The organism is Brevundimonas terrae, assembly GCF_011761985.1.
GTDB classification, from domain to species: Bacteria; Pseudomonadota; Alphaproteobacteria; order Caulobacterales; family Caulobacteraceae; genus Brevundimonas; species Brevundimonas terrae.
In genome coordinates this window covers 193,015-217,506 of sequence record NZ_JAASQT010000003.1, presented here as the reverse complement: position 1 = coordinate 217,506, position 24,492 = coordinate 193,015, and the positions used below count along the sequence as shown (strand labels likewise).

The 24,492-nt window shown below is 61.6% G+C and carries 23 protein-coding genes; 10 read left to right on the top strand and 13 right to left on the bottom strand.

The annotated features are described in order from the left end of the window. Window positions 1–71: 71 nt before the first annotated feature. A complete protein-coding gene (locus FHS64_RS09395; protein ID WP_167177941.1) occupies window positions 72–695 on the top strand; it encodes a Yip1 family protein in 624 nt (207 codons plus the stop codon). A gap of 38 nt (window positions 696–733) precedes the next feature. On the opposite strand, the gene alr is transcribed toward FHS64_RS09395, so the two are convergent. The 7 genes from alr to rpsF form a co-directional block, all read right to left on the bottom strand. After that, window positions 734–1,774: an alanine racemase gene (alr, locus tag FHS64_RS09390; protein WP_167177940.1), complete on the bottom strand. Its 1,041-nt coding sequence runs from the start codon at window positions 1,772–1,774 to the stop codon at window positions 734–736. Between the two features lie 60 nt (window positions 1,775–1,834). Further along, window positions 1,835–3,337 (bottom strand): replicative DNA helicase, encoded by a 1,503-nt coding sequence (locus FHS64_RS09385; RefSeq protein ID WP_167177939.1) that lies wholly within the window; start codon window positions 3,335–3,337, stop codon window positions 1,835–1,837. A 120-nt stretch (window positions 3,338–3,457) separates the two neighbouring features. Next, a complete protein-coding gene (locus FHS64_RS09380) occupies window positions 3,458–3,859 on the bottom strand; it encodes a hypothetical protein (RefSeq protein WP_167177938.1) in 402 nt (133 codons plus the stop codon). Window positions 3,860–4,004: 145 nt separating this feature from the next. Beyond that, window positions 4,005–6,455, bottom strand: coding sequence for a TonB-dependent receptor domain-containing protein (locus FHS64_RS09375; protein ID WP_167177937.1), 2,451 nt, complete (start codon window positions 6,453–6,455; stop codon window positions 4,005–4,007). A 475-nt stretch (window positions 6,456–6,930) separates the two neighbouring features. Further along, window positions 6,931–7,515 (bottom strand): 50S ribosomal protein L9, encoded by a 585-nt coding sequence (gene rplI, locus FHS64_RS09370; protein ID WP_167177936.1) that lies wholly within the window; start codon window positions 7,513–7,515, stop codon window positions 6,931–6,933. A 1-nt stretch (window position 7,516) separates the two neighbouring features. After that, complete coding sequence (rpsR, locus tag FHS64_RS09365; RefSeq protein ID WP_167177935.1) at window positions 7,517–7,792, bottom strand: 30S ribosomal protein S18; 276 nt, start codon at window positions 7,790–7,792, stop codon at window positions 7,517–7,519. Between the two features lie 12 nt (window positions 7,793–7,804). Beyond that, window positions 7,805–8,191: a 30S ribosomal protein S6 gene (rpsF, locus tag FHS64_RS09360; protein WP_167177934.1), complete on the bottom strand. Its 387-nt coding sequence runs from the start codon at window positions 8,189–8,191 to the stop codon at window positions 7,805–7,807. 285 nt (window positions 8,192–8,476) lie between these two features. On the opposite strand from rpsF, the gene FHS64_RS09355 reads away from it, so the two are divergent. The 3 genes from FHS64_RS09355 (at window position 8,477) to fabD (ending at window position 12,388) form a co-directional block, all read left to right on the top strand. Continuing rightward, window positions 8,477–9,760 (top strand): Nramp family divalent metal transporter, encoded by a 1,284-nt coding sequence (locus FHS64_RS09355; protein WP_167177933.1) that lies wholly within the window; start codon window positions 8,477–8,479, stop codon window positions 9,758–9,760. A gap of 136 nt (window positions 9,761–9,896) precedes the next feature. Next, window positions 9,897–11,327 carry a purple acid phosphatase family protein gene (locus FHS64_RS09350; RefSeq protein WP_243862909.1) on the top strand — a complete coding sequence of 477 codons (1,431 nt, stop codon included), beginning with the start codon at window positions 9,897–9,899 and terminating at the stop codon, window positions 11,325–11,327. A 116-nt stretch (window positions 11,328–11,443) separates the two neighbouring features. After that, window positions 11,444–12,388: an ACP S-malonyltransferase gene (gene fabD / locus FHS64_RS09345; protein ID WP_167177932.1), complete on the top strand. Its 945-nt coding sequence runs from the start codon at window positions 11,444–11,446 to the stop codon at window positions 12,386–12,388. Window positions 12,389–12,444: 56 nt separating this feature from the next. Here fabD and FHS64_RS09340 read toward each other — a convergent pair whose 3' ends face one another. After that, window positions 12,445–12,798 (bottom strand): cupin domain-containing protein, encoded by a 354-nt coding sequence (locus tag FHS64_RS09340; protein ID WP_167177931.1) that lies wholly within the window; start codon window positions 12,796–12,798, stop codon window positions 12,445–12,447. A gap of 75 nt (window positions 12,799–12,873) precedes the next feature. After that, window positions 12,874–14,166: a serine hydrolase domain-containing protein gene (locus tag FHS64_RS09335; RefSeq protein ID WP_167177930.1), complete on the bottom strand. Its 1,293-nt coding sequence runs from the start codon at window positions 14,164–14,166 to the stop codon at window positions 12,874–12,876. An 87-nt stretch (window positions 14,167–14,253) separates the two neighbouring features. Between FHS64_RS09335 and fabG the strand changes: the two genes are divergently transcribed. The 6 genes from fabG (at window position 14,254) to gmk (ending at window position 19,730) form a co-directional block, all read left to right on the top strand. Continuing rightward, a complete protein-coding gene (gene fabG / locus FHS64_RS09330) occupies window positions 14,254–14,994 on the top strand; it encodes a 3-oxoacyl-[acyl-carrier-protein] reductase (protein ID WP_167177929.1) in 741 nt (246 codons plus the stop codon). 193 nt (window positions 14,995–15,187) lie between these two features. Next, a complete protein-coding gene (locus FHS64_RS09325; RefSeq protein WP_167177928.1) occupies window positions 15,188–15,427 on the top strand; it encodes an acyl carrier protein in 240 nt (79 codons plus the stop codon). 210 nt (window positions 15,428–15,637) lie between these two features. Further along, complete coding sequence (gene fabF, locus FHS64_RS09320; protein ID WP_167177927.1) at window positions 15,638–16,918, top strand: beta-ketoacyl-ACP synthase II; 1,281 nt, start codon at window positions 15,638–15,640, stop codon at window positions 16,916–16,918. Between the two features lies 1 nt (window position 16,919). Further along, a complete protein-coding gene (gene mltG / locus FHS64_RS09315) occupies window positions 16,920–18,098 on the top strand; it encodes an endolytic transglycosylase MltG (RefSeq protein ID WP_167177926.1) in 1,179 nt (392 codons plus the stop codon). After that, window positions 18,098–18,982, top strand: a complete 885-nt coding sequence (locus FHS64_RS09310) for a YicC/YloC family endoribonuclease (protein ID WP_167177925.1) — start codon at window positions 18,098–18,100, stop codon at window positions 18,980–18,982. Before mltG ends, FHS64_RS09310 begins: the two co-directional genes overlap by 1 nt. A 106-nt stretch (window positions 18,983–19,088) precedes the next feature. Beyond that, the gene (gene gmk, locus FHS64_RS09305; RefSeq protein ID WP_167177924.1) at window positions 19,089–19,730 is read left to right on the top strand and encodes a guanylate kinase; all 642 of its coding nucleotides are present in this window, start codon (window positions 19,089–19,091) and stop codon (window positions 19,728–19,730) included. Window positions 19,731–19,736: 6 nt separating this feature from the next. Here the strand turns inward: gmk and FHS64_RS09300 are convergent, their stop codons facing one another. The 4 genes from FHS64_RS09300 to pdxA all read right to left on the bottom strand — a co-directional run bounded on the left by FHS64_RS09300 (window position 19,737) and on the right by pdxA (window position 24,486). Then, the gene (locus FHS64_RS09300) at window positions 19,737–21,437 is read right to left on the bottom strand and encodes an MHYT domain-containing protein (protein WP_167177923.1); all 1,701 of its coding nucleotides are present in this window, start codon (window positions 21,435–21,437) and stop codon (window positions 19,737–19,739) included. 71 nt (window positions 21,438–21,508) lie between these two features. Beyond that, window positions 21,509–22,633: a pyridoxal phosphate-dependent aminotransferase gene (locus FHS64_RS09295; protein WP_167177922.1), complete on the bottom strand. Its 1,125-nt coding sequence runs from the start codon at window positions 22,631–22,633 to the stop codon at window positions 21,509–21,511. Then, entirely contained in the window at window positions 22,633–23,442 is an 810-nt protein-coding gene (gene rsmA, locus FHS64_RS09290; protein WP_167177921.1) for a 16S rRNA (adenine(1518)-N(6)/adenine(1519)-N(6))-dimethyltransferase RsmA, read from the bottom strand. Before rsmA ends, FHS64_RS09295 begins: the two co-directional genes overlap by 1 nt. Before the next feature lie 9 nt (window positions 23,443–23,451). Continuing rightward, entirely contained in the window at window positions 23,452–24,486 is a 1,035-nt protein-coding gene (gene pdxA, locus FHS64_RS09285; RefSeq protein ID WP_167178114.1) for a 4-hydroxythreonine-4-phosphate dehydrogenase PdxA, read from the bottom strand. Window positions 24,487–24,492 lie beyond the last annotated feature (6 nt).

Below are 24,492 nucleotides of genomic sequence, written 5' to 3'. Positions count from 1 at the left end.
AAGGTTGGCCGTGGGTCATGGTCGCAGCGCCATGCTTGGATTATGAAGGTCCGAGTTTCATGGAGAAGCAGATGTCCGCTGAAAACCCGCCTGTTTTTGATCCCGGTCTGGCTGACCGCGTCAAAGGCATTCTGCTGCGTCCGAAATACGAGTGGCCGATCATTGCCGCAGAGCAGGCGACGGTAAAGTCGCTGTTCCGGCGCTATGCGATGATCCTGGCCGCCATCGGGCCTGTCGCCACCGTGGTCAGTGGTCTGGTGTCGGATGACGACGGCATTTTTACGGTGCTGCTATACGGGGTTGTGTCCTACGGACTGAACCTGTTGGCCGCCTATATACTGGGCATTGTCATTGACGGTGTGGCCCACAATTTCGGCTCGGAAAAGAACATCGTCCAGTCGATGAAGCTGGCCGTCTATGCGATGACGCCCTTCTGGGTTCTGGGCATTCTGAACCTGATCCCGGGGGATGCCCCAGCGGTGATCTCGCTGCTGGTCGGGATTTACGGGGCCTATCTGGTCTATTGCGGTCTTGGTCCGCTGAAGCTGACACCGCCGGACAAGCAACTGGTGTTCACCATTGTTCTGGTGATCGTCTGGGGCTTGCTGACCGCAGTGGTCGTGGGTCTGATCATGGCGGTCTTCATGGCGTTTTCGGTCATCGGCGAAGGGGCCATGGCCTTCGCTATCGACTAATGAAAAGGGCCCCGAAAGGGGCCCTTTTTGTATCCGGATCAGCCGACGTAAATACGCGGTACGCGCGGTGTGATGGAGGTCAGCAGCTCATAGCTGATGGTGCCTGCCGCCGAGGCTGCATTATCGATCAGGCGGTTATTGCCGAACAGCTCGACACTGTCGCCAGCCTTCACATTCAGGCCCGTCACATCCACGGCCAGAACGTCCATCGAGACGCGGCCGATGATGGGGCGCAGTTCGCCATTGATCCAGACCTGACCCTTGGGCGAATAGGAACGCAGGACGCCATCGGCATAGCCCGCGCCACAGGTGGCAACGGTTACGGGATGCTCGGGACGGAAGCCCTGCGAATAGCCGACGGTCTCACCGACGGGTACTTCGCGCACCTGCATGATCTGGGCGTTTAGGGTGGCGACGGGTGCGATCTTGTCATGTGGCTTGCCCTCGGGGCCACCGCCGTAAAGGCAGATGCCCGGACGCACGACATCGAAACCAAAGTCTTCGCCCAAGAAGCAGCCACCCGAATTGGCAAAGCTGCGGGTCACGCCGGGGTATTTTTCGACCACACCGGCATAGGCGTCGCGCTGCTGGCGGTTCAGCGGATTTGACGGCTCGTCCGCGCAGGCGAGGTGGGTCATCACCAACTCGATGCCCGCAAACGGTTCGGGTGCATTCTCGACGCGATAGCCGAGACGGTTCATCGCTGTGTCGATTTGCAGACCGCAGGCACCGCCGCCCGATGACAGCCAGTTCTCGACCTGCGAGGGCTGGTTCAGCACAGGGCGCAGATTGGAGCCACGGATCAGTTTGATATTCTCGCCATGGGCACCATCCAACACATAGATGGTCGGCTCGGACCCGATGCCTTCGCGCAGCAGGACGCCTTCGGCGGCACGCGCAACGAAGAAGGTGCGCGCACCTTCCGCCATCAGGCGCTTGGCCACAGCTACGGCACCGAGGCCATAGCCGTCAGCCTTGACGACCGGCGTGACAGGACGCCCCGTCACCTCCTGAAGGGTATGGAAATTACGCGCCAGAGCGCCAAGATCGACGGTAAGGGAAGCGGGCAGGGAAGACATGGGGCGAATGTTTACGCCTCTGCCCTCCAGACTTCCAGCCCGCTTCGGGAAGGATTTTCCTTATTCGGGAATATCCGCATAGGCGCTGCCGTAACGTCCATCATGCGCCAGATTGCCAAAGCGGGTGGTGTTGGAATCGAAGGCCAGCTTGACGATGCCGATAGGGCCGTGACGCTGTTTACCGATGACGACTTCGGCCTGATGCTGAAGGCGGTCCATGTCTTCCTGCCACTTCAGGTGCTCTTCGGAGCCTTCGCGCGGCTCGGCGCGACCGAGGTAATAGCTTTCACGGTAAACGAACATCACGCAGTCGGCGTCTTGCTCGATCGAGCCGGATTCACGAAGGTCGGACAGCTGCGGGCGTTTGTCCTCGCGCTGTTCCACCTGACGCGACAACTGCGACAGGGCGATGATCGGGACGTTCAGTTCCTTGGCCAGCGCTTTCAGGCCACCGGTGATTTCCGACACCTCCTGAACGCGGTTCTTCTGGCTGCCGCCTTCGCCGACTGTCACAAGCTGAAGGTAGTCGACCACGATTAGGTCAAGGCCGTGGTCCATGCGGGCCAGACGGCGCGCACGGGCGGCTAGCTTGGCCATGGAGAGGCCACCGGTCGCATCGATATAGAGCGGGCTTTCGCCGATCTCGATGGCCGCATCGCGCAGCTTGCCAAAGTCGGAAGCGTCGATTTCGCCCTTACGCAGCTTGTCCGAGGACACGCCCGAGGCATCGGCCAGAATACGCATGGCCAACTGTTCGGCGCTCATTTCCAGCGAGTAGAAGGCGACGACGCCGCCATCGACGGTCTTGCGACCGCCATCGGGGGTGGGTTCCCACTTGTAGTTGCGGGCCACGTTGAAGGCGATGTTGGTGGCCAGCGCGGTTTTACCCATCGACGGACGACCGGCAAGGATCAGCAAGTCGGACGGGTGCAGACCGCCGAGCTTCTGGTCAAGATCATCAAGGCGGGTGGCCAGACCGGCCAGCTTGCCTTCGCGCTGATAGGCTTCGCCCGCCATTTCCACGGCACCGGCGATGGCTTGCGAGAAGGCGACAAAGCCCGAGGACGGCTTGCCGGTTTCGGCCAGCGAATAGAGGGTCTGTTCGGCCTGTTCGATCTGGTCTTCGGCGGCGCGCTCGGGATCGGGGGCATCCTTGGCGATCTGGCCGCCGATGCGGATCAGTTCGCGGCGCAGGGCCAGATCATAGATGACGCGCGCATAGTCCGGCGCATTGGCCGCGGGCGGGGCGCGGTCCACAAGGTCGGCCAGATAGCGAAGGCCGCCGAACTCGGCAAAGGCCGGATCCTGCTTGAAACGCTCCATCAGGATGGTTGGCTCGGCCAGCAGACCCTGACGGATATGCTCTTCGATGGCCTTGAACAGGCGCTGATGGAACGGCTCGTACAGGTGGCTGTCGCGCAGGCGGTCGCTGAGGCGCTCGAACACGCCGTTGTCGAACATCAATGCCCCGAGCAATGCCTGTTCCGCTTCGAGATTGTGCGGCATGGCCGTCACATTGACAGAGGAACCTTGGTCGTATGGCATTGGGGATAGCGCGTTCATGGTACCGATAAAAACAGAACGGCCTCCATCATGGGATGATGGAGACCCGTAGAAAGAATCTTATCCAGCGATGAGGTTATCCACACCCTGTGAAGACTGGGGATGACGCCTTAGATGATTCTAGGCGCGGCAGGGATAGCGTTCGGCCATCCAGTCGCGAACGGCCTGTGTCACCGTCACGTTGCGGCGGGTGGCGGGCATGCCTTCAAAGCGGGCGACCAGAGCCTCGGGGGTGATGCCGGTGCCGGATGAGGGGATGCAGTGGTTCGGGCGGTTACCGGCGAGTTCGGCGGCGGCCTGTTCGGATTTCACCTGACTGACAGCACCGGTCGCGACGCGGACCAGTCGGCGCGTGTCGGCGCGCAGCATGGCGGCGGCACGATTGCGCGGAATATCCCGGCCGGCTTCCAGAAACTGGGCCACGGTCATCTGGCTCTGCGCCAGAGCGGGTGTGGCCATGGCTGAAACGGCCAGAACGGCGCTGAGGCTGACAGCAGTCAGCGAGGACAGGGTAGATTTCATGGCGAATGAGGGCTCCGGAAGAAATCGGCAGGCGGACGTTATGTAACGAAGCTTTGATCTAAGTTCCAGCGTCTGAACGGAGACTGAATAGGCAAAAAGGCGGGCGTAAATACGCCCGCCTTCAAACCATCGCACTTTCAGTGGCTTACCACTTCAAGCTGATACGACCGTAAACATAACGGCCGTTGAAGCCGTAGGGCGAGAAGTTGGAGAACGGGAAGGCTCCTGTCGTGTTGTTCTCGCGCAGGCTCTGGCGTGGGTACTGGTCCAGAAGGTTGTCCGCACCGACCGCCAGCGTCACCCTGTCGGTGAAGCGATAGCGGGCCTCGGCATCGACAACCAGAGCATCGCCCAGTTGCAGATCGGTGGCGGCGGTTGCACCGGCGGCCAATACATCGCCATAGCCGCTGACGCGCAGGGTGCCGCCCAGTTTTTCGGCTTCCCAATCCGTCTGGAACACGACCTTCCACGGGGGAGTGCCTTGTTCGAAGCGGTACACAGCCTGACGCCCGAACAGGCTGGTCTGGGTTGGCAGGATGCCGCTTTCGGTTACGGGCGTCTTGGTGACTTTGAAGTCGTTGACGTTACCGGCCAGCGTAAAGTCCAGACGGTGACCCGCTGCGGTTTCCGCGCGATAGCGGGCGACCACATCCAGACCGGTCGTTTCAGTGTCGACACCGTTGATAAAGAAGCGGGCCGCCGTCGCACCATAGGGCGTCAGCAGGTTGTAGATTGCCAGTTCGTTGGGCGTGGCCCCAACCGTTCCGGGAGCCTTGCCTGTCAGGGTTTCCGACAGGATGATGCGGTCCGAGATGTCGATGCGATAGGCATCGGCGGTGAACTCGAACGGGCCGTTACGCGCCACAAAGCCCAGCGAGTAGTTGACCGATTCCTCGGCTTGCAGATCGGTGCCGCCAAGGGCCAGACCCACTTCGCTGACTGACGGATAGGTGCCGGTCTCGTAGGGGACGTTGCTGATATAGAGGACCGAGGTCTGGGTGTAGTATTGCTGTTGAAGGCTGGGTGCGCGGAAGCCGGTCGAGACAGCACCACGGATGGCAAAGTGCGGGTTGAAGTCGTAACGGGCGGCAAACTTGCCCGAGACGTTATCGCCAAAGTCCGAATAGTTTTCGTAACGGACAGCACCCGACAGGGTCAGGCCATCGACCACTTCGCCTTCGAGGTCCAGATAGACGCCGACATTGCTGCGGTCCTCGTCCACCTCGTTATTCGGGGTAAAGCCGGTAAAGCCGCGCGAGCCGAAGGTGAGGGTATTGCCACCGGCGACGAGGACGGGGCCACGATCATAGGAGGCCTGTTCACCCGCACCGATCTGGTAGTTCTCGCGGCGCGCTTCGAGGCCGACGGCCACGTTCAGCGGTCCGTGCCAGCCCAGATCATATTCGCGGCTGGCATCGATACCGAGTACCAACTGGCTGTATTCCAGCGAACCGGCATAGAAGCTGGTCTGGCCGTTCAGGCCATAGGTCGGGTTCATGGTGTTTTCGGCACCGAACTCGATCTGGTTCTGGCCATAGCCGAGATTGATATCGACGCCCCACTCACCGACATTGCCCCGAATACCGCCCGCAGCGGTCCAGTCGGTGGTTTCGGTCAGGATATAGGGCAGGTAGCCGTCGGGATATTTACGGCCCGAACCATAGTCGGGGTTCTGGGTGTTATCGGTCGGGGTGCGATAGAAGGCGGCAGCCGAGGCGTCACGCTTTTGATATCCGGCCCAGCCATAGGCTTCCCATCCTGCGGACAGAGGCACACCGGCATTCAGATAGACCGACAGGTCTTCGACCTGTGCGTCGCCCTGACCGCCCGTAATGCGGCCCAGTGTCGGGTTGATATCCGAACGGTTGGTGCTTTCGCGATCACGATACTCGACCGAGGCGGTCAGGAAGCCTTCCTCGCCCAGCGCAAAGCCCTGCCAGCCGGAAACCGTCAGGGTGTCACCGTCGCGGATCTTGTCATTACGGCCATAGAAGCCGGTGAAATCGGTCACATACTGACCGAAGGTGACATTGGCACCGCCGCCTTCGCGGGCTTCGCGTAGACGCAGGTTCAGCACGCCGGCAATGGCGTCAGAGCCATACTGGGCCGCCGCACCGTCACGCAGGACCTCGATACGCTCGACGGCCGAGGACGGGATGGCGTTCAGGTCCACAGCGGACGAGCCGCGACCCACCGAACCGTTCAGGTTCACAAGGGCCGTCTGGTGGCGACGCACGCCATTGACCAGAACCAGCGTCTGGTCCGGTCCCTGACCCCGCAGGGTGGCGGGACGGATGGAGTCGGTGCCGTCGGTGGCCGACGGGCGCGGGAAGTTCAGGGCCGGAACACTGGCGGCCAACTGGGCAGCCAGTTCGGTCGAGCCGCGCTGTTCGAGCGTTTCGGCGGTGACCACATCGACCGGTGCCACCGTGTCGAGGCGCGAGCGGTTGGCGACGCGGGTACCGGTGACGACAATATCGTCAACGGCTGTCGCTTGTTCGTTGCTTTGGGCTTGAACAGCACCGGCAACCAACAAAACGGAACTGGAAGCAGCGGCAAACAAGGCCGTGCGGTATGCGAATGTGCGGATAGTCACGATGAGACCTTTTGCAGGTGTCGCGCTTGTCGCCCCGCTTTCAATGGCGGGGTGCAAGGCGACAGAAAATCTTTGGAACGGGCTTTGTCGCTTTAGGTGCGACAGGGCGCAGGTGCGCTCAGGTGCAGGGCGTGCGGTCCGGGACCGATCCGTGACAGCAGGCCTCAAGCCTGTTTCCCCGTTGATTTGATAGCCGTCGGATCATGTATTCCCCCTTGTAATTTCGCCCCGCTGACCGGAGCAACGCTGAGGGAATGGCATCGACCGGAGCAGGGGGCGCAGCAGAGTGACGGGGAGTGAGCCGTCCATCTGCTAGACCGAGGCACCCACATTGCGCCGCAATAAAGCCATTCGCATACCGAGAATATTTATAGGTATATGAAGAAAATCTAAATATGGCCGCCGATGTCTCGGCAAAGAAAAAGGGCACCAGCCGAAGCTGATGCCCTTTTCCCTATGAAGTCCGGTGAGAAGCTTACGCTTCGTCGCCGAAATCTTCTTGCTGGCCAGCGCCGCCTTCGATGAGCTCTTGAGCAGCTTCGTCAGCTGCTGCACGCTCGTCGTCGAACTGAGCGCGGATAACATCCTCGCCCTTGGCTTGGCGTTCAGCTTCTTCAGCCGAACGCGCAATGTTCATCTTGACGGTGGCCGACACTTCAGCGTGCAGGCGAACCAGCACTTCGTGTACGCCCAGGGTCTTGATGGCGGTGTTCAGAACGACCTGCGAACGGGTGACGTTTGCACCCGAAGCGCGGACGACTTCAGCCACGTCGCGACCGGCAACCGAACCGTACAGTTGGCCGGTTTCGCCAGCTTGACGGATCATGACGTAGGTTTCGCCATTGATCTTGTCAGCGATGACTTGAGCGTCAGCCTTGTTCTTGTCGTTACGTGCTTCAATAGCAGCACGTTCGATTTCGAAGGCCTTCAGGTTCTTCTCGGTCGCGCGGCGAGCCTTGTCGCGCGGCAGAAGGTAGTTACGAGCGAAGCCGTCCTTAACGGTGACGACGTCGCCGATGGCGCCGAGGTTCTCGACGCGTTCAAGCAGAACGACCTTCATCTTACTTCACCACGTACGGCAGCAGAGCCAGGTAGCGAGCGCGCTTGATGGCCTTGGCCAGTTCGCGTTGCTTCTTGGCGGAAACGGCGGTGATGCGCGAAGGCACGATCTTGCCGCGTTCGGAAACGTAACGCTGCAGCAGCTTCACGTCTTTGTAGTCGATCTTCGGCGCGTTGGCACCCGAGAACGGGCAAACCTTGCGGCGACGATAGAAGGGACGACGGGCCGGGCCGGAGCCAGCCGGAGCGCCCGGGATCGGAGCTTTGGTATCGGTCATCTATCCGGTTCCTTATTCCGAAGCCGCAGCAGCGTCGTCGTTGCGGTTGCTAGGAGCGCTACGATCGCGTTCGCGTTCGCGGCGAGCCAGCAGCGGCGACAGTTCCAGGTCGAGCTCTTCGACGCGGATGGTCAGCCAACGCAGCACGTCTTCGTTGATCGACAGTTGGCGCTCGACTTCGGCCATAGCGGCCGGCGGTGCGTCAACGGCGAGCAGGGAATAGTGAGCCTTGCGGTTCTTCTTCACGCGGTAGGTAAGGTTGCGCAGACCCCAGTACTCGATCTTGGCAACGGAACCGCCGCCTTCTTCGATCAGAGCCTTGATGGTGTCGTTCAGCGCTTCGGCCTGTTGCGCCGAGATATCTTGGCGCGTCATGACCGTGTGCTCGTATAGAGCCATGCGGTGTTCTCCCTTGGTGGACATCGGCGCAGACATGCCGGGTAGCGTGTCTACGATGGCTCCTGATGTGGCGGACGGGATTTTCCCGACCCTTTGACATTCCACAATCAGGACCGAAGCCCTGGAAAGGATGCGCCTATATAAGGAAAGCACCGAAAGGGCAAGGTTGCGGGGCGGATGCGCCGTGAAACCTGAGTGAGTTGTTCATTTATAGCGCCGTTTGGTGATGGCGACGAACCGATGCAGTGTCCGGTTTCACGATTGAAGCCACGGAACGGATTGCCCATGACCCATGAAGGCCCTTCTGCCCACCACGCTGTCGCGGGCAAGAACAAATGGTCGCTGATCGGGCCGGGGATTGTGGTGGCGGCGACCGGCGTGGGCGCGGGTGACCTTGTGGCGACCCTGATTGCGGGGTCGAAATTCGGTTATGCGCTGCTGTGGGCGGCGATCATCGGCACCCTGCTCAAGATTGCACTGGCCGAGGCGGTGGGGCGCTGGACGCTGGCGGGCGAGAAGACGATTTTCGACGGTTGGTCCAGTCTGGGCAAGGACTTTTTCGGGTCGCGGGTGAACTGGGCGGGGCTGTATTTCGGCATCTATGTGGTGGTGTGGGGCTTTGTTTACGGGGCCGCGGCCATGACCTCGACGGCCCTGCCTCTGGCCGCCATGTTTCCGGTTCTGGACCTGAAGGTCTGGGGTGTCCTCAGCGGTCTGGCGGGGCTGACCTTTGTCTGGTTCGGCGGTTATGGCCTGTTTGAAAAGGTGATGACGCTGGCCGTCGGGGTCATGTTCGTCACCGTCATCGGACTGGCCGTGATTGTGGCTCCCGATATTCCGCGCTTGCTGACGGGCCTGTGGCCGACACTGCCTGAAGGATCGGCATTCTATACGATGGGGCTGATCGGCGGGGTGGGCGGCACCATCACCATGGCGGCCTATGGATATTGGCTGAATGCCAAGGGCTGGCGCGGGCCGTCATGGATGGCCGTGATGCGTCTGGACAACAGGGTTGCCTATGTGGTGACCGGCGTGTTCGTGGTGGCCATGCTGATTGTCGGGGCCGAACTGCTGCATGCCGCAGGGATTGCGCTGCAAGGCGGGGATCGCGGCCTGCTGGACCTTTCTTCGGTGCTGGAAGATCGCTTCGGGCGTCCGGTTTCCATCCTGTTTCTGGTTGGTTTCTGGGCGACCAGCTTCTCTTCGCTCTTGGGCGTCTGGCAGGGCGTCAGCCTGATGTTCGCCGACTTCGTCGCCCATGTGCGTGGCAAAAGCGATGATCCGGCTGAACGCGGTGACAAGTCGCGGGCGTTCAAACTGTATGCGCTGTGGCTGACATTCCCGCCGATTGCCCTGCTGTTTATGGAGCGTCCGTTCGGGCTGATCGTGGCCTATGGCGTGCTGGGCAGTCTGTTCATGCCCTTCCTTGCGGGCACGCTGTTGTGGTTGTTGAACAGCAAGCGCTTGCCGCCGCAATGGCGCAGTGGCTGGCTGTCGAACCTGATGCTGGGGGCGGCGACGGCCCTGTTCTGTGTGCTGGCGGCCAAAGAACTGATCGGGATGTTCTGACGCTTTTGTCCGTATTCGTCCGGTTTGTCGCAATCCTGTCGGCAAACCGGAGGTCGGATGTCGCAAATCCCACGTTTTAGCGTTGCAGAGCGCGGTTAAGCGACGGGCATCGCTTTCTCGTCAGGGAACTGAGAATATGAAGCCTTCGCTTGCTCTGCTTGCTGCTGTCGGCCTGATGGTTGCTACGCCTGTTTCGGCACAGATTGTGGCCCCGCCCGATCCTGATCCGGCACCGCCGCCGCTGCATGCCCCGAACGGGCGCTGGGCGGCCAAGACGTGGGCGGATCGTATTGTCCTGACGCCTGCCGCCGATGCAGCGCGCGGTGCCGGTGTCGCTTGGCGCACCAGCATTGACCAGACGACTGCCGAGGCGGAAATCTCGCAAGAGATCGACGGCCCGCTGCTGGGCTTTGATGCTGTCAAGGTGACGGGCAATACCTCGCCGATCAGCAACGAGAACGGCACGGCACACTATCATCAGGTGCGCTTCGATAACCTGAAGCCGTCCACCCGCTATGTGTATCGCGTGAAGGCGTCGGATGGATGGAGCGAGTGGATACCGTTCCGCACGGCGGCGGCCAGCTTCGAGCCGTTCCGCTTTATCTATCTGGGCGATACCCAGAACGATATTCTGGAAATCGGCTCGCGCGTGATCCGTTCGGCCTTCAAGGAAGCCGGTCCGGCGTCGCTGGTACTGCATGCCGGTGATCTGGTGGCCCAGCGCGAGGTCAAGGTTCACGACGACGAGTGGGGCGAATGGACCGAGGCCGGTGGTCGGGCCTTTGCCATGACCCAGCAGCTTCCGGCGTCGGGCAATCACGAATATGTCGATCACATCCTGCCGGATGGTTCGGAATCGCGCGTGCTCGGTCCGCACTGGACCCGCCAGTTCGCCTTGCCGGATAACGGTGCCGAGGGCGTGAAGGACACGACCTATTTCGTCGACTTCCAGGGCGTGCGTTTCATCATTCTGGATGGCACATCGGGACTGGATCTGGGCGGTCTGGGCAGCCAGACGGCGTGGCTGGACAATGCACTGGCCACCAGCACCGCCAAGTGGAACGTCGCTGTGTTCCATCAGCCGATCTATACCTGCGCCCGTCCCGAAGACACTGAAGAACTGAAGGCGGCATGGAAGCCGATTTTTGACGCCCGCAATATCGATCTGGTGCTGCAAGGCCATGACCACTGCTATGGCCGTGTCTCGAACCCCGCAGGTGCCGAAGCCTCGCGTGCCAACTCGGATGCCGGTCTGCCGCAAGGTCCGGTCTATGTGGTCTCGGTGACTGGCTCCAAGATGTATGGCCTGAATAATCGCGCCGACACCCAGCCGGTGCGCGCCGCCGAGAATACCGAACTGTACCAGTTGATCGATGTGCAGGAACGCCAACTGGAATTCCGCGCCTATACGGCCACGGGGCAGTTGTACGATGCCTTCACCCTGACCAAGGGTGACGACAACCGTAACCGCCTGACCGAAAGCACCGAAAGCCTGTTGGCTATCCGTCGCTGTGACGGTGCGGCGGGGCCGGATAACCGTCCCTGCACTGCCGAGATCAAGGACTAAACCCTGATCAAAGCGCGAGGCCATTTGCGGCCCGTATTATCAAGAGCGGCTTGCCGTAGGGGAGGGTTTGTCTTACCCCTCGCGGCCAGTTTAACAATAATACGGACGAAACGCAGATGAGCCTCGCGCTTCTCTTTCCCGGTCAAGGCAGCCAGGCTGTCGGTATGGGCGTGGCCCTGTCGGACGCCTTTGCCAGCGCACGCGAAGTCTTTGCCGAAGTCGATGACGCGCTGAACCAAAAGCTGTCGGCCCTGATGAAGGACGGTCCCGAGGACCAACTGACCCTGACCGAGAACGCCCAGCCGGCTCTAATGGCGGTATCCATGGCCACGGCCCGTGTGCTGAAGGTCGAGTTCGGCTTTGACGTTTCCAGCGCCGATTTCGTTGCCGGTCACTCGCTGGGTGAATATTCGGCTCTGGCGGCATCGGGTGCGATCTCGCTGGCCGACACGGCCCGTCTTCTGAAACTGCGCGGTCAGGCCATGCAGCGCGCCGTGCCGGTGGGCAAGGGCGCGATGGCCTCGCTGATCGGTCCGAAAACCGATCTGGCTCTGGCCGAAGAAGCCGCCAAGGCCGGTTCGGCTGTGGGCGTCTGCGTTGTCGCCAACGATAACAACAAGGGCAATGTCGTCATCTCGGGCGACAAGGCCGCTGTCGATCTGGCTATTGAAAAGGCCAAGGAACTGGGCGCACGCGCTATTCCGCTGAATGTTTCGGCACCGTTCCACTGCCCGCTGATGCAACCGGCAGCTGACGAAATGGCGGCGGCTCTGGCAGAGGCCACCATCCATGCGCCGTCGGCCACCCTGATCGCCAACGTCACCGCCCGTCCTGAAATCGATCCTGAAACCATCCGCCGCCTGCTGGTCGAGCAAGTGACTGGCCGCGTCCGCTGGCGCGAGAGCATGGAGTGGATGGCCACCGAGGGCGGCGTGACCCGCTTCGTCGAAGTCGGCTCGGGCAAGGTGCTGACCGGCATGGCCAAGCGCATAGCATCCGATGCCGAAGCACTGGCGCTGAACACGCCGGAAGAACTGGAAGCCTTCGCCACGTCGATCTGAGATTGGCTGTAAGCTGAAATAAAAGGGGCACTGACCATACGGTCAGTGCCCCTTTTTTAGATCACTTTTCGGCCCGCTGCCGTGGCAGGATCGCCCGTATTGGGGGTGCCCCTGGGTTCGATCAGCAGCACATGCGCTTCTTCCTTGGCATAGGGCCGATGTTCGACGCCCTTGGGAACGACGAACAGTTCGCCAGCCTTTAGCGTGACGGTGCGGTCGCGCAGGCGGATATCGACTGCGCCCTTGAGGACCAGAAACAGGTCGTCCGTATCGGCGTGGGAATGCCAGACGAACTCGCCCAGAAACTTGGCCACCATGATGTCGTGACCATTGAAGGTCGTGACGGTGCGCGGGGACCATGTTTCGTCAAACTGGCCGAGCTTGTCCTCAAGATTGATGGCCTCATCCATATCGAACACCTCACGGTTGAAGCACGCAGACTGAATGCAGCTTTCGCGTTAGGCGATATGCGCCATCAAGCCATGTCAGGCGCGGGTGATCCCGAGGTCCGCATCAATGGCGGCGCGAAGAGGCGTCAGCACGTCGATGGCGCGATAGGGCAGGGCCTGCATCATCAGGACGGCGGCGAAATCGTGCGCGGGGTCGATCCAAGCTTGGGTCGAGGCATTGCCGCTCCAGCCGAATTCTCCGGCGCGTTTATGGCCTTCGCGGGCAACCCAGCCGCCAAAGCCGTGGCCACCGTTCAGGGCCGATACCCCCTCGGGCAGGATGTCGGAACGCATCAGTTGCGCCGTTTCCGGCTTCATAATGCGGCGACGCCCCGCCGAGCCTTCATTCAACAGCATGCCGAGGAAGTCGAGATAATCCGAGGCGGTGGACAAAAGACCCGATCCGGCCAGATGCAGGCTAACAGGGCGGCTCAGAACCTCGGCCGACGCATCGGCGACGGCACGGCGTGGCCCCGCGCCATTGGCCCCATAGTTATAGATGGCGGCCAGTCGCTCGGCATCGCCGTCACGCAGGCTCCAGATCGTGTCCTGCATGGCCAGCGGGTCAAGGATGCGTCTTTGCACGAAATCGGCATAGGGCATGCCCGATACACGCTCGATCACGACGGCCAGAACATCGACCGACACGCCGTATTCGTATCGCGTGCCCGGCTCGAACATCAGCGGGATCGTGGCCAGACGTTCGACCAGTTCATCATAATTGGCAGGCGGACGGGCCGAGCCACTTGTGGCGCTGGCCGCCATGGCAAGGCCTTCGCGGCCATAGGCGCGTTGCACGGGGTTGTTGCCTGCGTGGGCATAGGTGAAGCCCGATGTGTGGGTCAGCAGATGACGGATGGTCATCGTTTTCTGCGCCTTGCGGGCGTTCAGGTTGCGGGCCGGATTGGTGGCGACCTTGATATCGGCAAATTCGGGGATGATGTCGGCGACGGGTGTATCCAGCGCGAACTTGCCGTCTTCGATCAACAGGGCCGCTGCGGCACCCGTAATCAGCTTGGTCATGGAATAGATTCGGAACAGGGTGTCGCGATTTACGCGGGTAAACGAGCCGAAATCGAGCGTTCCGGCCTGTACAAAGGCCTTGCTGCCATCGGGAAACTGCACACCAGCGCACAGACCGGGCAGGCGGCTTTGAGCGACAAAACGGTTCAGAACATCCTGCGTCATCGGCAGGCGATCTATGCCCCGAACCTCGATGTCCGCTGAATTTAGCGATGCGTTACAGGCGCTTAGGGCAGGAACCAAACCCAGAGCTCCCGCTCCGAGAAGCAGGCGGCGACGGTCGAACAGGGCGCTTTGGCGGGTCATTGAATCTTTCCGTTGCGTTACCTTCCTCTGGCGAAGCAGCTTCGCATCGGATAGGAGCGGACGAAAGATTTGGCGGAGCTGACCTCAATGTTCAACCTTTCAGGCAAGACGGCACTGGTGACCGGCGCGACCGGCGGCATCGGCGGCGCGGTGGCGCGTGCCCTGCACGCACAGGGTGCGCATGTGGTTCTGTCCGGTACGCGCGAGGCTGTTCTGGCCGAGCTGCAAGCCGAACTTGGGGATCGCGCCTCCTATGCGGTGGCCAACCTGTCGGACCCCGATTCGGTTGATGGTCTGGTGGCAGCGGCCGAAGCCGTGGCTGGCAATCCGCTGGATATTCTGGTGGCCAATGCCGGTATCACCAAGGACGGCCTTCTGATGCGTATGAAGGACGAGGACTTCCAGTCGGTCATCCAGATCAACCTCGAATCCTATTTCCGTCTGACCCGCGCTGCCGTGAAGGGCATGATGAAGCGCCGTTCAGGCCGCATCATCGGCGTGACCTCGGTGGTGGGCGTGACCGGCAATCCGGGCCAGACCAACTATTCGGCCTCCAAGGCGGGCATGATCGGCTTCTCGAAGTCGCTGGCCCAAGAGGTTGGTTCGCGTGGAATTACAGTGAACTGCATCGCGCCGGGCTTTATTGCCTCGCCGATGACCGACGTTTTGAACGAGCAGCAACGCGACGCGATTCTGGGCCGTATTCCGGCGGGCCGTCTGGGTTCGGGCGATGAAATCGCCGCCGCTGCCGTCTATCTTTCATCGAATGAAGCTGCTTACGTCACGGGCCAGACCCTGCACGTCAACGGCGGCATGGCGATGATCTAAATCTTTGCGGCTGTGATCACTTTCGTTATCACGGCACGCAACAAACTATTTCCTTGTCCGGTGGCTGTGCTAAAGGGCGGGAATGCTCGCGGTGATGTGAGGCCTTTCGGGCTTGCGTCACCAAGACTGCCGTGACACGGCGTAAGACTAACCCCGCCATCACGGCGACAACACAACAGGCAGAGAGACACTCATGTCCGACACCCTCGAACGCGTCCGCAAGATCGTCATCGAACAACTGGACGCCGATCCGGACAAGGTCACCGAAAAAGCTTCCTTCATCGACGATCTGGGCGCTGACTCGCTCGACACCGTCGAGCTGGTAATGGCCTTCGAAGAAGAATTCGACGTCGAAATCCCGGACGATGCTGCTGAGCACATCCAAACCGTCGGCGACGCCGTGAAGTTCATCGACGAGAAGCTGGGCGCCTAATAGGCCCCTGCGATACGTCGCACTTCAAGCTAATGGCCGCCGTGACGGACCCCTAGCGGGACCGTCCGGCGGCCATTAGTGTTTTTGGGCCTGATTCTGGATCGAGTGATTCCCTCGAGGTACAGTCGGGCACAGATGAGGTCGGGCGCTGTGTGGCGACCGACTGGCTTTGCCAAGCCGTTGCACAGTCAGAACTAAGGAGCGCGAACCATGCGCCGCGTTGTCATTACGGGCCTCGGCCTTGTTACCCCGCTGGGCACGGGTGTGGACCATGTCTGGAAGAAACTTCTGGATGGTCAGTCCGGTATCCGTCCGATCACCAATTTCGACACCGAAGGCTATGGCTGCACCATTGCAGGCGAGGTTCCGGCTGTTGACGGTCGTGGTGGCGGTTCGCCCGACCAGCCGGGTATGTTTGATTTCGACAAGGTTCTGTCGCCCAAGGAACGCAAGCGCGTGGACGATTTCATCGTGTTCGCTATGGCGGCGGCCGACGAAGCTCTGGCCGATGCCAATTGGAAGCCGGAAACCGACGAAGACCAGGAAGCCACCGGCGTCATGGTCGGCTCGGGTATTGGCGGCCTTGGTCCCATTGCCGACACGGCCATTGTTCTGAAGGAACAGGGCCCGCGTCGCGTCAGCCCGTTCTTCATCCCGTCGGCCCTGATCAATCTGGCATCCGGCCAGATCTCGATCCGCCACGGCCTTAAGGGCCCGAACCACTCGGTGGTGACGGCCTGTGCCACCGGCGCGCACGCCATTGGCGATGCCGCCCGCATGATTGCGCTGGGCGATGCCGATGTGATGGTGGCCGGTGGTGCGGAAAGCTCGGTCGTGCCGATCGGCATTGCGGGCTTCCTGGCCTGCAAGGCGCTCTGCACCGCCTATAACGACACGCCTGAAAAGGCATCGCGTCCCTATGATCGTGGCCATGCCGGCTTCATCATGGGCGAGGGCGCGGGCGTCATGGTTCTGGAAGAATACGAACACGCTAAGGCGCGCGGCGCGAAAATCTATGCCGAGGTTGTCGGCTATGGCATGAGCGGCGACGCCTATCACATCACGGCGCCGTCCGAAGATGGCGACGGCGGTCTGCGCGCCATGAAGATGGCGCTGAAGCGGGCAGGCATGGAGCCTTCGGACCTTGATTACGTCAACGCCCACGGCACCTCGACCATGGCGGACTGGATCGAACTGAAGGCGATTGAACGTCTCGTTGGCGACCACGCCAAGGACCTGACCGTATCGTCCACCAAGTCGATGACCGGCCACCTTCTGGGCGCTGCTGGCGCGATTGAATGCGTGTTCTCGGTGCTGGCGATCAAGGACCAGATGGTCCCTCCGACCATCAACCTTGATGATCCCGAACACGAGACCCCGATTGATCTGGTCCCGCACAAGGGCAAGGCCAAGAAGGTGGATGTTGCCATGTCCAACTCGTTCGGCTTTGGCGGCACCAATGCTGCTGTGATCTTCAAAAAGGTCGACTGACTTGGCCAAGGCTCCGACGCGCCCCGCGACCAAAAAGACGCCCTCTCGCGCCAAAGGTCCGAAGGGGCCGCGTTCGAGCCTTGGTATCGGCCTGATTACGGCCGGTGGTACACTTGGCCTGTTCCTGATTGCCGCCCTGATTGCCCTGTGGGCGGTCTATTGGGGGCCGGGGCCCAAGGCCGAGGGCGGAGCCGAAGCCACGGTTGTCACCCTGCCCAGCGGGGCAGGGGTGCCGGTGATCGCGGCCAATCTGAAAAATGCAGGCGTGATCCGCTCGACCGATCTGTTCCGTGCGGCCATCAGCCTGCGCGGTGTGGATCGCAAGATCAGGGCGGGTGAATACGAAGTGCCGTCTGGCGCTTCGCTGTCCAAGGTCGTTTCGATCCTGGCCGAGGGCAAGAGCGTGCGCCACTATGTGACCCTGCCCGAAGGCTGGTCATCGGCGCAGGCGGTGGACATCCTGATGCGTCAGCCGGTGCTGACGGGCGAGGTCACCGAGGTGCCCGACGAAGGTACCCTGTGGCCGGAAACCTATGAGGTCACACGCGGCGAGAACCGTCAGGCCGTCATTGACCGTATGCAGCGCATGGCCGCGCAAAAGCTGGAAACCCTGTGGGCGACCCGCAGCCGCAACACCATTGCCCGCACGCCGCAGGAAGCGGTGATCCTTGCCTCCATCGTCGAGAAAGAAACCGGCACCGATGGCGAGCGTCAGGAAGTGGCCGCCGTGTTCACCAACCGTCTGCGGATGGGGATGCGCTTAGAGAGCGATCCGACCATCATCTACGGCATCACCAAGGGCAAACCACTGGGACGCGGTATCCGCCTGTCGGAAATCCGCGCCGATACGCCGTGGAACACCTATGTCATCAACGGCCTGCCGCCCACGCCGATTGCCAATCCGGGTGAAGAGGCGCTGAAGGCTGTACTGAATCCGCCGCGTTCGGAATATCTGTTCTTTGTGGCCGATGGCACGGGCGGGCATGTGTTTGCCCGTACCTATCAGGAACATCTGCTGAATGTGTCGCGCTGGCGGGATGTGGAACGTCGCCGTGCCGCGATTGAAAACGGCCTTCCGGTGGATGCCCTGACGTCAGGCGAGGCTGGCCCGCGTATTCTGACGCCGGAACAGATTCCGGCGGGTGCTCAAGTTATCCGTGTTCCCGAGGAGACGCGCTGATGTCGGTTTTGTCGGGGATGACAGGTTTCGGGCGTGCCGACGGGGCGCTCCATGGCTGGAGCTGGTCCGTAGAGGTCCGCTCGGTCAATGGCCGTAGTCTCGAGGTGCGCTATCGCGGACCGAACGGTTTCGAGGCGCTTGAGCGTTCGGCCAAGACGGCGGCTCAGACCCGCTTCCAGCGCGGGCAGTTGTCGCTGGGCGTTCAGGCCCGTCGTGACGGTGCCGGTGAAGGCACGATCAAGATCAATACCGATATCCTGTCGCGCTATCAGGCACTGGCCAATGAGCTGATGGCACAGGGCATGGCACCCGCCAGTGCCGACGGCCTGTTGGGTCTGCGCGGTGTGATCGAGGCCAGCGAAGAGGCCGAGGATGCCGAGGCCCATGCAGCGGTCGAGGCGGCCATCGTGGCCAGTATCGAACAGGCACTGGATGCCCTGAAGGCTTCGCGCCAGCAGGAAGGGGCGCAACTGCTGCCGGTCATGAACGGCTTTATCGGCCAGATCGAAGCATTGGTGATCCGCGCCGAGGCCGAGGCCGAAACGCAGGTTCAGGCGATCCGCGAGCGCTTTACCCGCCGCATCAGCGATCTGGCGGGCGAGGTTTCCGGTCTGGAAGAGCGTATCTTCCTTGAGGCCGCCGCCTTGGCCACCAAGGCCGATGTGCGCGAAGAGCTGGACCGTTTGGGGGCACATATCGCCTCGGCCAAGGCGTTGCTGCTGTCGCCGCCTGCCGGTCGCAAGCTGGATTTCCTGATGCAGGAGTTCATGCGCGAGGCCAACACCCTGTGCTCCAAGTCGGCGACCACGGCGCTGACGGCGATCGGTCTGGAACTGAAAGCTGTGATCGAACAGCTACGCGAACAGGTCCAAAACGTCGAATAGGTCCATTTAGGACTAAAGCCTCTAGCCTTTCGGGGCTGCAAGCCTTGCAGGCGAGGGCGAGCAGTTTTATGCACCCTTGCTTCCACGAGTCGTTGAAAGCCTGTTGATGTCGAACACGCGAAGCCCCCGCCGAGGCGTCCTTCTGATCGTTGCCAGCCCGTCGGGTGCCGGTAAGACCAGCCTTTGCCGCCGCCTGATGTCGGATCACAAGGGTCTTGAACTGTCCGTGTCGATGACCACGCGCGGTATCCGTCCGGGCGAGGTTGATGGCCGCGACTATAATTTCGTCTCGCGCGAGGAGTTCCAGCGTCTGATCGACGCCGATGCCTTCCTCGAATGGGCCGATGTGCATGGCAATCTGTATGGCACCCCGCGTGCGCCGGTCGAGCGTGCACTGGCCGAGGGCCGCGATGTCCTGTTCGATATTGACTGGCAGGGCGCCCGCGACGTGGCCGAGAAATGCACTGGCGATGCCGTGCGCGTCTTCATCATGCCGCCCAGCCTTGCCGAGCTGCGCCGTCGCCTGATTACCCGTTCGCAGGACGCCGAGGATGTGATCGAGCGCCGCGTGGCCAATGCCAAGGGCGAAATCGAACACTGCGACGAGTTCGACTATGTGCTGGTGAACGAGGACTTTGACCGTTCCTATGCCGAACTGGCCCACATCTATCACGCAGAACGCAGCGCTCGTCGCCGGAATCTGTGGGTGCAGGACTATAAGAACGCGCTTCTGAACGAAGTGGTCTGATCCCGCCTAAACGGGATTGATGATCTTGATGCGCGGGATGTTCTTGTGAACGCCCGGCTCGTCAAGCGTAGTGAAATTCAGCGTCACTTTCAGGCCCGTTGGCCGGTATTCGCTCTGGGCGGTGCCGCGCAGCGGGCCTTCTATACTGTTGCGGATCAGGCGAGAGCCAAAGCCCTTGCGCGAGGGCGACTGGGTAATCTCCGGCCCGCCCGTCTCGCGCCATTCCAGACTGACACGGCCATGGCGGTCGGGCAGGGTCCAGCGCACATGGATAGTGCCCTTGTCGCGGCTGAGTGCGCCGTGCTTGGCGGCATTGGTGGTCAGTTCGTGCGCGATCAAACCCATGGACAGGGCGCGCTTTGGTTCCAGCAGCACGGAAGGCCCTTCGATGACTGCCTGTTGGGTATAGGGGTGCAGTTCCTGCTCGAAGATGGCGGCGATGTCGGCACTTTCCCAACCGGTATTGGTCAGCAGGGTCTGGGTGTTGGATAGGGCCATCAACCGCGACTGGAAGGTGCCGATAAAGGTTTCCAGATCGGGGCTGCCACGGGCGGTCAGGGCCGCGATGGACTGGATGCTGGCAAAATTGTTTTTCAGGCGGTGGTTCAGCTCGTTGAGCAACAGTTTCTGGCGGGCATCGCTGACCTCCAGCGCCGTGCGGACCGTATGCGCCTGGGTGATGTCGATCATGATACCGGCCAGCTTGATATGATGCTGGCGACGAATTTGTAGCATACGCCCGCGCACGGCGACCCAGCGGTCCCCGACCTGTAACTCGATTTCCTTGCTGAGTTTTTTCTGCGGATTGCGGATGGCATTCTTGGCCATGGCAATCGCCGCATCCACGAGAGCCGACGAATGGTCGGTTGTGCCCGTGCTGCCGTCGTCCTTGTCCAGTTGCGTCAGAAGCTTGCGGGCATGCGGTGACAGCCAGACCTGACGGCTGGGCAGGCGCACCTCCCAATAGCCGATATCGCCGGCATCCAGCACCGACAGCACCTTCATGTGGCGGTCCAGATAGGCGCTGATCCCCGAGGCAATCAGCAGGATGGTGGTGAGCAATGCCGTCGTGACAGCAAGCGCCAGTGACGAGGCACTGCCACCCGTATGCGGTGTTATGCCCGTCGCGATAACGGTGACACCGGCCATAGCGGTATAGTGCATGGCCGATACCGCTACGGCGAGGGACAGGGCGGCCACGGCTTTTTGGCGGTTCGACAGGTCTTTATTGGCCAGCAACATCGCGCTGAACGAGGCCAGCATGGCGACGAAAAGGGCGGCGATCACAAATACAGGGCGATATTCCAGCACAGCATTTGTGCGGATGGCGGCCATACCGACATAGTGCATGGAGGCAATGGCCAGCCCCATGGCGATCCCCGACACCACAAGCTGCCATACCGGCCTTTGCGGTCTGGCGGCCATCCAGAAGGCCACAGCCGTCCCGCCCACAGCCAGCAGGAAGGACAGGATGGTCAGGGGGATGTCATAGCTGATCGATTGCTCGGGGATGAAACCCAGCATGGCGATGAAATGCATCGACCAGATACCGCCCCCCATGGCTGTGGCGGTTGCCATCAGCCATGTGAGACGGCGCAGTTCCAGATTGTCGCGTACACGCCCCAGCAGGCCCAGCGCAGTCCACGAGGCCAATATGGCCACGCCAAAAGACAGGGCGATAAAGACCATGTCGTGACTGTGACCCAATCGGACCTCCGGTATCCGGCTTTGATCCGGATGCCGGATCAGACCTTAGCTGTTTGCCATACTATCGGTATCTAAGAGTTGAAAAAAGGTTTGATGCGTTCGATGGCGTCTTTGACCTGATCGGTCGAGACGGCAAAGCTGAAGCGAATGAAGCGGTGGCCGTTGACGGGATCGAAATCGACACCCGGTGCCGTGGCAACACCTGTCGCGCGCAACAGACGCTCGCAGAAGTCGATGCTGTTGTCGGTCAGGTGGCTGATATCGGCATAGATATAGAAGGCACCGTCCGGCGGGGCGATGGTGGCCAGACCCAGTGCGGGCAGGGCGTCCAGCATCAGTTGGCGGTTCTGGCGATAGACATCCACATAGGCTTCCAGCTCGTCCACGCAGTCCATGGCCACGAGGGCGGCGCGCTGGCTGAGGGTGGCGGGCGTCAGGAACATATTGCCCATGCGGGCGCGGGCCTGCTGCACCAGCGGCTCGGGCAGGATCACCCACCCCAGGCGCCAGCCCGGCATGCTCCAGTATTTGGAGAACGAGTTGACCACGGTGGCATTGGGCGCAAAGTCCAGCATGCAGGGCGCACGACCATTAAAGATCAGGCCGTGATAGATTTCGTCCGAGATGATGTGGATGTTCTTGCGGGCGCAAACCTCGGCAATCGCCTTCAGTTCGGCCTCGGGGATCAGCGAGCCGGTCGGGTTGGCAGGGGAGGCCAGAATGACGCCTTGCGGGGCCGGTTCGATGGTGTCCAGCGCGGCGGCGGTCATCTGATAGCTGACCTCGGGGCCGCAACCGATTTCGACGCACTCCATGTGCATCGCCTTCAGGGTGTTGCGATAGGCCACATAGCCGGGGCGGGCGGTTGCCACGCGGTCACCCGGATTGAACAGCACCGACAGGGCCAGAACCAGTGCCGGAGAGGCACCGGCGGTCAGCACCACACATTCGGGATCAACCGTCACGCCGTAACGGTCGGCATAAAGTTTGGCGATGCGCACGCGAAGTTGCGGATCTTCCCAATAGCCGCCGGATTCGGAATCCAGACGCGCATGGGCCTCGGCAATGGCGGCGCTCGGTGCGCCCGTAGACGGCTGGCCGAACTCCATATGGATCACCGAACGGCCCTCGGCTTTCAGCTCGTGGGCAATACGGGAAATCTGGATAGCGCGGAAAGGATCAATCTGGACAGTCATTACAGAGCATCAGCCAAACGCAGGAAGCCCGCCACGTCGATAGTCTCGGCGCGGGCTTCGGGTGAGATTCCAGCGGCTTCGCACAGGGCGGCACCACCAAGTTGTTTGAGGGACGAACGTAGCATCTTGCGACGCTGGCCAAAGGCAGCAGCGGTCACACGTTCGAGTTTTTTCAGGCGTTCCGGCGACGGACGAACCGCCAGCGGCACCAGATGCACAACCGCCGACGCCACCTTGGGCGGCGGTGTAAAGGCGGCGGCGGGCAGGTGCATAACGATGCGGGCTTCGCACACGGCCTGAGAGATGACGGCCAGACGACCATAGGCATCGTCATCGGGCTGGGCCACTACGCGCTCGGCGACTTCCTTTTGGAACATCAGCGTCATGGCGTGCGGCAGCCACGGTCCGGTCAGCCATTTGATCAGCAAAGGCGTGCCGACATTATAGGGCAGGTTCGACACCATGTGGGTCGGACCTTCGGCCAGTTCGGCCTCGTGCACCTTGAGAGCATCGGCTTCATGGATGGTCAGACGGCCGGAGCCGTCATCCAGTTCCGACAGAAGCGGGATAAAGCGCGGGTCTTTCTCGACTAGAATGACCTTTCCCGCATCGCTTTCGATCAGGGCACGGGTCAGGCCACCGGGGCCGGGGCCGACCTCGATGACAGAGCGGCCCTCGAACGGACCGGCATAGCGCACGATCTTGCGGGTAACATTCAGGTCCAGCAAAAAATGCTGACCAAAGCTCTTCTTGGCCAAAAGGCCATGGGCGTCGAGCGTTTCGCGGAGGGAGGGCAGGTGATCGGTCACGGTGTGCTGTTAGCGCGTCGCGCGCTTGGCCGCCATCTCTGAAGCCAGTTTTACCGCCGCAATAAAGCTGTCGGGGCGGGCAATGCCCTTTCCGGCGATATCGAAACCTGTGCCGTGGTCCGGCGAGGTGCGGACAATCGGCAGGCCCAGCGTGGCATTCACACCGCCCCAGAAGTCCAGCGTCTTGACCGGAATCAGGGCCTGATCGTGATAGAGGCAGATATGGGCGTCAAAACGCGCCCGCGCTTCTTCGTGGAACAGGGTATCGGCGGGCAGAGGATCGGAGATGTCGATGCCTTCGCCGCGCAGTTGCGCGGCCGCCGGACGCAGGACCTCGATTTCCTGAAGACCGATAGAGCCGCCTTCGCCCGCATGGGGGTTGAGCGCGGCCATGGCGAGGCGTGGCTTGGCGATGCCGAAGTCACGCTTCATTGATTCATGCACCACGCGGGCGACGCGCAGAACGCGGTCGGCTGTCACCAGTTCGGGTAACTGGTCAATCGGCACATGGATGGTGACCAGACAGGCCCGCAGATTTTGCGCCGTCAGCATCATCACCGGCCCGCGCGTGCCGATAAAAGGCATGTCGGCGGTCAGTTCGGCGATAAATTCGGTGTGGCCAGGAAAGCGGAAGCCCGAGGCATACATCGGGGCCTTGGCGATGGGGGCGGTTACAAGGCCCGAGCCTTCGCCCGACAAGATCATATCAACGCCGCGTTCGATCCAGTCGGCAACGGCGGCGGCATTGGCCGGATCGGGCTGGCCCGCGACGACAGGCGCAGGGGCGGGCAGATCTATAACCGGAATGGCGCGGTTGAACACCTGAAAGGCATCATGCGGGCCATAGACGGCCTCGACCGGAAAGCCCTGTTTGGCCAGTGTTGCGGCATCGCCCAGCACGACAAACGGCAGGGGCGACGGATGCAGGACCGACTGGCGTTGCTGGCGCAGAGCGTCCCAGCCACGCGCGATCACTTCGGGGCCGACACCGGCAGGGTCGCCCATGCTCACAATGAGGGGGCCGCTTGAGCGAACCCCCGTCATTGCCGC